The sequence below is a fragment of the Burkholderia sp. Tr-20355 genome, from assembly GCF_017104685.1.
In the GTDB taxonomy this organism is placed as follows: Bacteria; Pseudomonadota; Gammaproteobacteria; order Burkholderiales; family Burkholderiaceae; genus Burkholderia; species Burkholderia seminalis.
In genome coordinates, this window is the sequence record NZ_JAAGPK010000247.1 from 1 (window position 1) to 8,335 (window position 8,335).

General features: G+C 65.5%; 10 protein-coding genes and 1 pseudogene. 9 read left to right on the forward strand and 2 right to left on the reverse strand.

From position 1 onward, the window contains the following. Both G3N62_RS36205 and G3N62_RS33090 read left to right on the forward strand, forming a co-directional pair. Nucleotides 1-158 (forward strand): annotated as a pseudogene (locus tag G3N62_RS36205) (pyridine nucleotide-disulfide oxidoreductase); the annotation flags it as partial. Nucleotides 159-291: 133 nt separating this feature from the next. Next, on the forward strand, nucleotides 292-1,116 hold the full coding sequence (locus G3N62_RS33090) for a Cof-type HAD-IIB family hydrolase (protein WP_059559383.1): 825 nt from the start codon (nucleotides 292-294) through the stop codon (nucleotides 1,114-1,116). A 132-nt stretch (nucleotides 1,117-1,248) separates the two neighbouring features. On the opposite strand, the gene aqpZ is transcribed toward G3N62_RS33090, so the two are convergent. After that, complete coding sequence (gene aqpZ, locus G3N62_RS33095; protein ID WP_034188089.1) at nucleotides 1,249-1,992, reverse strand: aquaporin Z; 744 nt, start codon at nucleotides 1,990-1,992, stop codon at nucleotides 1,249-1,251. Between the two features lie 300 nt (nucleotides 1,993-2,292). Here aqpZ and G3N62_RS33100 point away from each other — a divergent pair, with 300 nt between their 5' ends. After that, nucleotides 2,293-2,589, forward strand: a complete 297-nt coding sequence (locus tag G3N62_RS33100) for an H-NS histone family protein (RefSeq protein WP_006489320.1) — start codon at nucleotides 2,293-2,295, stop codon at nucleotides 2,587-2,589. Nucleotides 2,590-2,692: 103 nt separating this feature from the next. On the opposite strand, the gene G3N62_RS33105 is transcribed toward G3N62_RS33100, so the two are convergent. Then, nucleotides 2,693-3,757 (reverse strand): glycosyltransferase family 4 protein, encoded by a 1,065-nt coding sequence (locus G3N62_RS33105; protein WP_124671324.1) that lies wholly within the window; start codon nucleotides 3,755-3,757, stop codon nucleotides 2,693-2,695. Nucleotides 3,758-4,423: 666 nt separating this feature from the next. On the opposite strand from G3N62_RS33105, the gene flhD reads away from it, so the two are divergent. From flhD to G3N62_RS33135, 6 genes are all read left to right on the forward strand, one after another. Next, nucleotides 4,424-4,744, forward strand: a complete 321-nt coding sequence (gene flhD / locus G3N62_RS33110) for a flagellar transcriptional regulator FlhD (RefSeq protein ID WP_011350590.1) — start codon at nucleotides 4,424-4,426, stop codon at nucleotides 4,742-4,744. Between the two features lie 93 nt (nucleotides 4,745-4,837). Next, the gene (flhC, locus tag G3N62_RS33115) at nucleotides 4,838-5,392 is read left to right on the forward strand and encodes a flagellar transcriptional regulator FlhC (RefSeq protein WP_034188087.1); all 555 of its coding nucleotides are present in this window, start codon (nucleotides 4,838-4,840) and stop codon (nucleotides 5,390-5,392) included. A 168-nt stretch (nucleotides 5,393-5,560) separates the two neighbouring features. Beyond that, nucleotides 5,561-6,421 carry a flagellar motor stator protein MotA gene (gene motA, locus G3N62_RS33120; RefSeq protein ID WP_011350592.1) on the forward strand — a complete coding sequence of 287 codons (861 nt, stop codon included), beginning with the start codon at nucleotides 5,561-5,563 and terminating at the stop codon, nucleotides 6,419-6,421. 13 nt (nucleotides 6,422-6,434) lie between these two features. Further along, entirely contained in the window at nucleotides 6,435-7,451 is a 1,017-nt protein-coding gene (gene motB / locus G3N62_RS33125) for a flagellar motor protein MotB (protein WP_034188086.1), read from the forward strand. 28 nt (nucleotides 7,452-7,479) lie between these two features. Beyond that, nucleotides 7,480-7,857 (forward strand): response regulator, encoded by a 378-nt coding sequence (locus G3N62_RS33130; protein ID WP_034188085.1) that lies wholly within the window; start codon nucleotides 7,480-7,482, stop codon nucleotides 7,855-7,857. Nucleotides 7,858-7,890: 33 nt separating this feature from the next. Then, on the forward strand, nucleotides 7,891-8,335 hold a 445-nt coding region (locus G3N62_RS33135; protein ID WP_206141448.1), incomplete at its 3' end, for an Hpt domain-containing protein.

The following is an 8,335-nucleotide window of genomic DNA, read 5'->3' on the forward strand; positions in this document are numbered from 1 at the left end:
CGGAAATCCACTCCCATCCGATGCGCATCGCGCGGCTCGCCGCCGCAAGCGGCTTCGGGCGTGCATCGGGATTCGTCTGGGAAATGCGGCTGGAGAGAATGCCGGTCGAGCGCGTGATCGACGTGACACCGGCCGTCGTCATGGAGACGAACGTGAAGCGAGGCAAGGCGGGGTGGAAGGCGCGTCGACCCAGCGCCAAAGGCGCGCTTGACCGGGAACCGCCCGGCGCGCCGCCGGGCACGACGTTAAAATGGCGATTCCGCAGCGTCCTGTGCGCCATTCTCCCGTCCCATGTACAAAGTCATCGCCACCGATCTCGACGGTACCCTGCTGAACAGCGACCACCAGCTCGATCCGTACACGATCGACACCGTCCGCCGGCTCGACCGCGACGGCCTGCAGTTCGTGATCGCGACGGGGCGCCATTACGCGGACGTCGCCGGCATTCGCGACGTGCTCGGCATCCGGCCGTACCTGATCACGTCGAACGGCGCGCGCGTGCATGCGCCGGACGACACGACGATTCACGCGCAGGACATCGATCCCGCGATCGTCCGCAGCCTCGTGCAGCCGGAGGTCACCGGCGCGCATGGCCGCACGATCGTCAACCTGTTCACCAACGACGGCTGGCTGATCGACCGCGACGCGCCGCACCTGCTCGACTTCCACCAGGATTCGGGCTTCCGCTACGACGTGATCGACATGGCCGCGCACGACGGCGCCGATATCGCGAAGGTGCTGTATATCGGCGAGCCGGCCGATCTGGCGGTCGTCGCCGAGCAGATGCGCGTGCGCTTCGGCGATGCGCTGTACGTCACGTATTCGCTGCCCGACTGTCTGGAAGTGATGACCGCGAACGTGTCGAAGGGCCGCGCGCTGCGCACGGTGCTCGGGCGGCTCGGCGTCGATACCGGCCACTGCATCGCGTTCGGCGACAACATGAACGACATCGACCTGCTCGAAACCGCCGGTCACGCGTTCATGATGAACAACGCGAACCCCGACCTGGTGGCGCGGCTGCCGCACATTCCGCGGATCGGCAACAACTTCGATGCGGGGGTCGCCCGGCACCTGCGCTCGCTGTTCTCGCTCGAGGACAACGTCGCCGCTTCCTGAGCGTCCGGCCCCGGGCGCGTGTCCCGTGCGGAAATGAAAAACGGGCGCCAGTGGCGCCCGTCGAAATTGCCTGCCTCGATGTTGTTGGACAGCGTGAGGCTCGCTGCTCTGCTCGCTTGACCCCGTAGTGTTTTATTCGCTTGTGCGAGCCGATGCCGGAAGCAGGTCGACGGCGTCGTCACGCCCGGCGACCAGCGGGTAGATGATCCCTGCGAGTACCGCGCCGATCATCGGCGCCACCCAGAACAGCCAGAGCTGGCCGATCGCGTCGCCGCCGACGAACAGCGCCGGGCCGGTCGAGCGCGCCGGGTTCACCGACGTGTTGGTGACCGGGATCGAGATCAGGTGAATCAGCGTCAGGCACAGGCCGATCGCGATCGGCGCGAAGCCGGCCGGCACACCGCGCTTGTCGGTCGCGCCGAGGATCACGAACAGGAAGAAGCCCGTCATCACGACTTCGCAGATGAACGATGCGCTCAGCGAGTAGTGGCCGGGCGAGCGATCGCCGAAGCCGTTCGTCGCAAAGCCGCTGCCGACGACGTCGAAGCCCGGCTTGCCGGTGGCGATCAGGTACAGCACGAACGCGCCGAGCGTGGCGCCGACGACCTGCGCGACGATGTACGGAGCGAGATCGCGTGCCGGGAAGCGGCCGGCGACCGTCAGGCCGACGCTCACCGCCGGATTCAGGTGGCAACCCGAGATGTGGCCGATTGCGAATGCCATCGTCAGCACGGTCAGGCCGAAGGCAAGTGCGACGCCGGCAAAGCCGATGCCGAGGCCCGGAAAGGCGGCGGCCAGCACGGCGCTTCCGCACCCGCCGAGCACCAGCCAGAACGTGCCGAATACCTCTGCAGCGAGACGCTGAGAAAGATTCATGTAAGGACCTCGTTCAAGTGGGTTGAAGACCACCGGACGACACTGCGGATTTAATCCCTCGCCCGGAATTGGTCTGGATTATAGGAAATGAATCGCGTCCGGGAGGGTCAACGATTGTTAAATTTGAATGGCTGACGAATGCCTTTTATTAGAATAAGTCCGCATTCTCGATAAAGCCGAATCGGTTAAAGATGACAGTATTTATTTCGAAGGGCAGGGCGGCAGTGCGGATGACGTAACGGGTGTTGGCGTCCCGGCCGGATTCGCCGGGGCCGCATCATCGAAAAGGGGAGTCGAAAAATGTCTCAATACGCGAAACTCAAGGCGCAGATCGCTGATCTGCAGGCTCAGGCGGACGACGTGCGCCGCCAGGAAGTGGCGGCGGTCATTGCCGACGTCCAGCGAATGATTGCGGAATACGGCCTGACGGCCCAGGACCTGGGCTTCGCGGAACGGGCACGGCGCGGGCGCCCGCCGAAGAAGGCGCCGCTGCCGCCGAAATACCGCGATCCGAAGTCGGGTGCCACTTGGAGCGGGCGCGGCAAGCCGCCGAATTGGATCGTCGGGAAAAACCGCGATCGTTTCCTGATCGAATGACCGGAAGCCGAAAAGAAAGAGCCGCATCGTCGATGCGGCTCTTTTGTTTTACGCGCCGATTTCGGCGCGGATTTTGCTGAGTATTTCCGCGCGGATTTCCGCGTCAGGCGCTCGCGACCCGGCGCAATACCGGTTGCTTGGCCGCCGCGCAAAGCGATTCGTAAGTTTCGACATAACGCTGCGCCATTGCCTTCGAGCTGAAACGCGTGTCGAAACGCTGGCGGATCGCGGTGCGCGACAGCGTGTCGATCCGGTGCAGCGCCCCGACCGCGCCCTGCACGTCCTCGACGATGAAGCCGGTCACGCCGTCCTCGATCACTTCCGGCACCGAGCCGCGGTTGAACGCGACGACCGGCGTGCCGCAGGCCATCGCCTCGATCATCACCAGGCCGAACGGCTCCGGCCAGTCGATCGGGAACAGCAGCGCCTTCGCGCCGGACAGGAACGCGGGCTTCTGCGCCTCGTTGATCTCGCCGATGAATTCGACGTGCGCCTGGCCGAGCAGCGGCTCGATCACTTCCTTGAAATAGTCGGCGTCGGCCTTGTCGACCTTCGCGGCGATCTTCAGCGGCAGCCCGCTTTGCGCGGCGATCCGGATCGCGGTGTCGACGCGCTTTTCGGGACAGATCCGGCCGAGGAACGCGAGGTATTCGGGTTTCACGCCCGGCTGCTGCGTCAGCAGCGTGTCGGGCAGCCCGTGATACACGGTGCCGGCCCACGCGGCCTGCGGCAGCGGCTTGCGCTGGTTGTTCGAGATCGACACGACCGGCGCGTCCGGGAACGCGTCGAACACCGGCTGCAGCTCGGGCAGGTCGAGGCGGCCGTGCAGCGTCGTCACGTACGGCGTGTCGAGGCGCGACATCAGCGGGAACGGCAGGTAGTCGAGGTGGAAGTGCAGCACGTCGAATTCGTGCGCGACCCGGGCCACCTGCTCGAGGAGCCGCATGTGGGGTGCCATCGAATCGCGGATCGACGGGTCGAGCCGCAGGGCGCGCGGCCACGCCGCCTCGAGACGGGCCGACGTGACGGAGTCGCCGCTGGCGAACAGCGTCACGTCGTGGCCGAGTTCGACGAGCGCCTCGGTGAGGTAGGACACGACACGCTCGGTGCCGCCGTAGAGTTTCGGCGGAACGGCTTCGTAAAGCGGCGCGATCTGGGCAATTCGCATCGGTGTTCTCCGGTTTTCGATCCGTGGGCGCCATCGCGCCGACGCGGATCCCATACAACGTTGCGGAACTCGCCGACGCACGCGTCTGGCGTACGTGGCCGGGCCCTGGACGGGGTGCGCGGGGCGCCGGACGGCAAGCTGCGGGGCGGGCCGGCACGGCTCGCGCCGCCGCCCATTGGAGTCCATTATCGATATCGCCCTGCGGGGTTCGAGTGTTTTTTCAAACACTTAAGGCTTGTTACACGATGAAATACGCGAAAACCCCGAGAAAAAGGGCGCGGAATCATGAATCGAGATGGCCGCAACTATTGTTGCGCGATCGTGAAAAACCACTATAATTTTTACCGATCCGATTGTCGGCAGCCCTGCCGGCAAGCCTTCCGCCACCGAGCGGGCGGCCATCGGCACCCTCGCAGCCGAATGCGCGCTGTCATCCGCTTTCCCGATTGCCCCTTTCAATTCGCTTTGTCGGAAAAATTCCTACACGGTTTACAGACAAATCCTGCATGGCATACGCCACTTCGCTGATACCGACATAAATGGCGTTTGGCCAAAATTCGCCCTGTAAGACTATAAACGAGCCGACAGTGCGCCAGGAGCGCTCCGATCGAGCAAACGTTTTCATAACACGAATGGCCAAAGCAAAGCTCTTATAACGGGGGAATCATGAGCGCTACCAGCGAAATGCTCAGTGAGATCAAAGAGGTCAACCTGTCGTACCTCCTCCTCGCGCAGCGCCTGCTGCGGGAAGACAAGGCGATGGGCATGTTCCGCATGGGAATTTCCCAGGAACTCGCCGACGTGCTCGCCAACCTCACGCTCGCACAGACCGTGAAGCTTGCCGCGTCGAACCAGATGCTGTGCCGCTTCCGCTTCGACGATCACGCGCTGCTGTCGTCGCTCGCCGACAAGGGCCGTAGCGATGTCGTCGCGCACGCCCACTCGGCCATCCTGATGGCCGGGCAGCAGGTCGAAGGCGTCCGCTGATCCATCCCGCCTTGCGTTGTGTCCCGGCGTACCGCGCCGGAGGGCAGCGTATTGGCCATCCATTCGAACAACGTCAAGCGGACGGTTATCACCATGGCAAGCAAAAGCGTCGTGATCGAGGTGAAGGAAATCACCCTCGCCATCGAACTGATCGAACTGGGCGCCCGGCTGCAGCTGCTGGAGGCGGAGACGAGCCTGTCGCGGGACCGTCTGATCAAGCTGTACAAGGAACTGAAGGGCGTGTCGCCGCCGAAGGGGATGCTGCCGTTCTCGACCGACTGGTTCATGACGTGGCAGCCGAACATCCACTCGTCGCTGTTCTACAACATCTACCGGTTCATGCAGGACCACGGCCGCTGCGAGCCGATCCAGTCGATCGTGAAGGCGTACCGGCTCTATCAGGAGCACGTGAATCTGTCCGGTGACGAGGCCGCGCTGAGCCTCACGCGGGCATGGACGCTCGTGCGCTTCTTCGATTCGGGGATGCTGCAGATGACCCCGTGCACGCGCTGCGGCGGCCACTTCGTCGCGCATGCGCATGATCCGCATCAAGGTTTCGTGTGCGGCCTCTGCCAGCCGCCGTCGCGTGCCGGCAAGACCCGCAAGGCCGCCGCCGCGCGCGCCGAACTGGCTGCCACCGCGGCCTGAGCGCCACCGGGCGGGGCGCGGGCGGTTGCCGCGGGCCGCGCGAATCGTCCGTGCCGTGCTGGTAAACACTGCCGGGCCGCCGCCGGGCGGCCGCGAAAGTTTTCCTGCCGACTGCCGTAAACCTGTTTAACGGCGGTCTTCCCGCCGGTCTTTCGTGAGGGACAGGCAGTGCTGATTATCGTGGGAACACTCGTGACGCTGTTGTCCGTCTTCGGCGGCTATGCGCTGGCAGGCGGGCATCTGGGCGCATTGATCCAGCCGGTCGAGATCCTGATGATCGTGGGCGCCGGCGTCGGCGCATTCATCCTCGGCAACGGCGGCAAGACCATCAAGGCCACGCTGCGCGTGCTGCCGACCCTCTTCAAAGGGTCGAAGTACACGAAGGACGTCTACATGGAGCTGATGGCGCTGCTCTACGTGCTGCTGGCGAAGGCGCGCAAGGAAGGCACGCTGACGCTCGAGGCCGACATCGACGATCCGGAAAAGAGCCCGATTTTCACGCAATACCCGAAGATCCTCGCCGATCATCACATCGTCGAGTTCCTGACCGACTACCTGCGCCTGATGGTGGGCGGCAACATGAACGCGTTCGAGATCGAGAGCCTGATGGACGAGGAGATCGAGACGCACCACGCGGAAGGCGAAGGCCCCGCGCACGCGCTGATGCGCGTCGGCGACGCGATGCCGGCGTTCGGCATCGTCGCGGCCGTGATGGGCGTGGTCCACACGATGGCGTCGGCCGACAAGCCGCCCGCGGTGCTCGGCGCGATGATCGCGCAGGCGCTGGTCGGCACGTTCCTCGGGATCCTGCTGTCGTACGGGCTGATCGGGCCGCTCGCGAGCCTGGCGGAGCAGCGCGTCGCCGAGTCGACGAAGATGTTCCAGTGCATCAAGGTGACGATCCTCGCGACGCTGAACGGTTATGCGCCGGCGATTGCCGTCGAGTTCGGCCGCAAGGTGCTGTTCTCGACCGAGCGCCCGTCGTTCTCGGAGCTCGAAGAGCACGTGCGCCGGGTGAAGGCGAAGTGACGCGGAGCGCACGATGAGCAAGAGCAAGGATCGCGCGATCGTCGTCAAGCGGGTGGCCCCGGCGAAGAAGGGCCACCACGGCGGCGCATGGAAGCTCGCGTACGCGGATTTCATGACCGCGATGATGGCGTTCTTCCTGTTGATGTGGCTGCTGAGCTCGGTCACGCCGGTGCAGCTGAAGGGCATCGCCGAATACTTCAACACGCCGCTGAAGGCCGCGCTGTTCGGCAGCGGCGACCGCAATTCGCAGGACTCCAGCATCCTCAACGCCGGCGGCCGCGACCTGTCGAGCGTCGACGCCGGCACGCTGCGCCGCACCGACGGCTCGACGCAGCTCGCCGATCGCGTCGCGAAGGCCGGCGACGACAACACGCGCTCGCAGGCGCAGGGCGCGCAGGACCGGCTCGAGCAGGCGCGCCTGCACGACCTGCAGATCAAGCTGATGGCCGCGATCGAGGCGAATCCGACGTTGCGCCAGTTCAAGCAGCAGATCCGCATCGATTCGACGCTGATGGGGCTGCGCATCGAGATCGTCGATTCGCAGAAGCGGCCGATGTTCGCGATGTCGAGCGACCGCGTCGAGCCGTACATGCGCGACATCCTGCGCGAGATCGGCAAGACGCTGAACGACGTGCCGAACCGGATCATCGTCCAGGGCCACACCGACGCCGTGCCGTACGCGGGCGGCGAGGGCGGCTACAGCAACTGGGAGCTGTCGGCCGATCGCGCGAACGCGTCGCGCCGCGAGCTGATCTCCGGCGGCATGGACGAGGCGAAAGTGCTACGCGTGCTCGGCCTCGCGTCGACGCAGAACCTGAACAAGGCCGACCCGCTCGATCCGGAAAACCGCCGGATCAGCGTGATCGTGCTGAACCGCAAATCCGAAGAGGCGCTGATGCGCGATGACGCGACGACCACGACGCTGTCGGCCGATGCGGCCGGCTCGAAGCAGCTCGCGCAGCAGCTCGGCGCGGCGCCGGCCGTGCGCCCCGCGCTCGCGGCGTCCGCCGTCGCGGTGCCGAAACCCTGATATCGACAAGACCCGCTCCGAGACAGACATGATCCGAACCATTCTCGCCATCGACGACTCCGCGACCATGCGCGCCCTGCTGCAGGCGACGCTTGCACAGGCCGGCTATGACGTGACGGTGGCGCCGGACGGCGAAGCCGGCTTCGACATGGCCGCGACCGCGCCGTACGACCTGGTGCTGACCGACCAGAACATGCCGCGCAAGAACGGGCTCGAGGTGATCGCCGCGCTGCGCAAGCTGACCGCGTATGCGGACACGCCGATCCTCGTGCTGACGACCGAGGGCAGCGATGCCTTCAAGGATGCCGCGCGCGACGCGGGCGCGACGGGCTGGATCGAGAAGCCGATCGACCCGGCCGTGCTGGTCGACCTGGTCGCGACGCTCTCCGAGCCGGCCGCATCCTGACATGAACGCGACGAATTCAACCGGTGACCGGGCATGACTCTCGACATCACTCAGTTCTACCAGACCTTTTTCGACGAAGCGGACGAGCTGCTCGCGCAGATGGAGCAGCTGCTGCTGAACCTCGACGTCGACTCGCCCGACCCCGAAGACCTGGCCGCGATCTTCCGCGCCGCGCATTCGATCAAGGGCGGCGCGGCGACGTTCGGCTTTTCCGCGCTGACCGATACGACGCACATCCTCGAATCGCTGCTCGACCGCGCGCGCAACCACGAGCTGACGCTGACCAAGGAGATGGTCGACGCGTTCCTCGAGACCAAGGACGTGCTGTCCGACCAGCTCGCGGACTACCGCGCGAGCGCCGAACCGGACGCGGCGGCTGCCGCGACGATCTGCGCGAAGCTCGAACGGCTGAAGGCCGAGAGCGGCGCGGGTGAACCGGCGGCGGCCGCCGCGCCGGCACCTGCGCCCGCTGCCGCAC

Coding starts and splice junctions, on each gene's coding strand:
- aqpZ (WP_034188089.1), bottom strand. CDS start 1,992: ATGAATCTTTCTCAGCGTCTCGCTGCAGAGGTATTCGGCACGTTCTGG.
- motB (WP_034188086.1), top strand. CDS start 6,435: ATGAGCAAGAGCAAGGATCGCGCGATCGTCGTCAAGCGGGTGGCCCCG.
- G3N62_RS33130 (WP_034188085.1), top strand. CDS start 7,480: ATGATCCGAACCATTCTCGCCATCGACGACTCCGCGACCATGCGCGCC.
- G3N62_RS33105 (WP_124671324.1), bottom strand. CDS start 3,757: ATGCGAATTGCCCAGATCGCGCCGCTTTACGAAGCCGTTCCGCCGAAA.
- G3N62_RS33100 (WP_006489320.1), top strand. CDS start 2,293: ATGTCTCAATACGCGAAACTCAAGGCGCAGATCGCTGATCTGCAGGCT.
- G3N62_RS33090 (WP_059559383.1), top strand. CDS start 292: ATGTACAAAGTCATCGCCACCGATCTCGACGGTACCCTGCTGAACAGC.
- flhC (WP_034188087.1), top strand. CDS start 4,838: ATGGCAAGCAAAAGCGTCGTGATCGAGGTGAAGGAAATCACCCTCGCC.
- flhD (WP_011350590.1), top strand. CDS start 4,424: ATGAGCGCTACCAGCGAAATGCTCAGTGAGATCAAAGAGGTCAACCTG.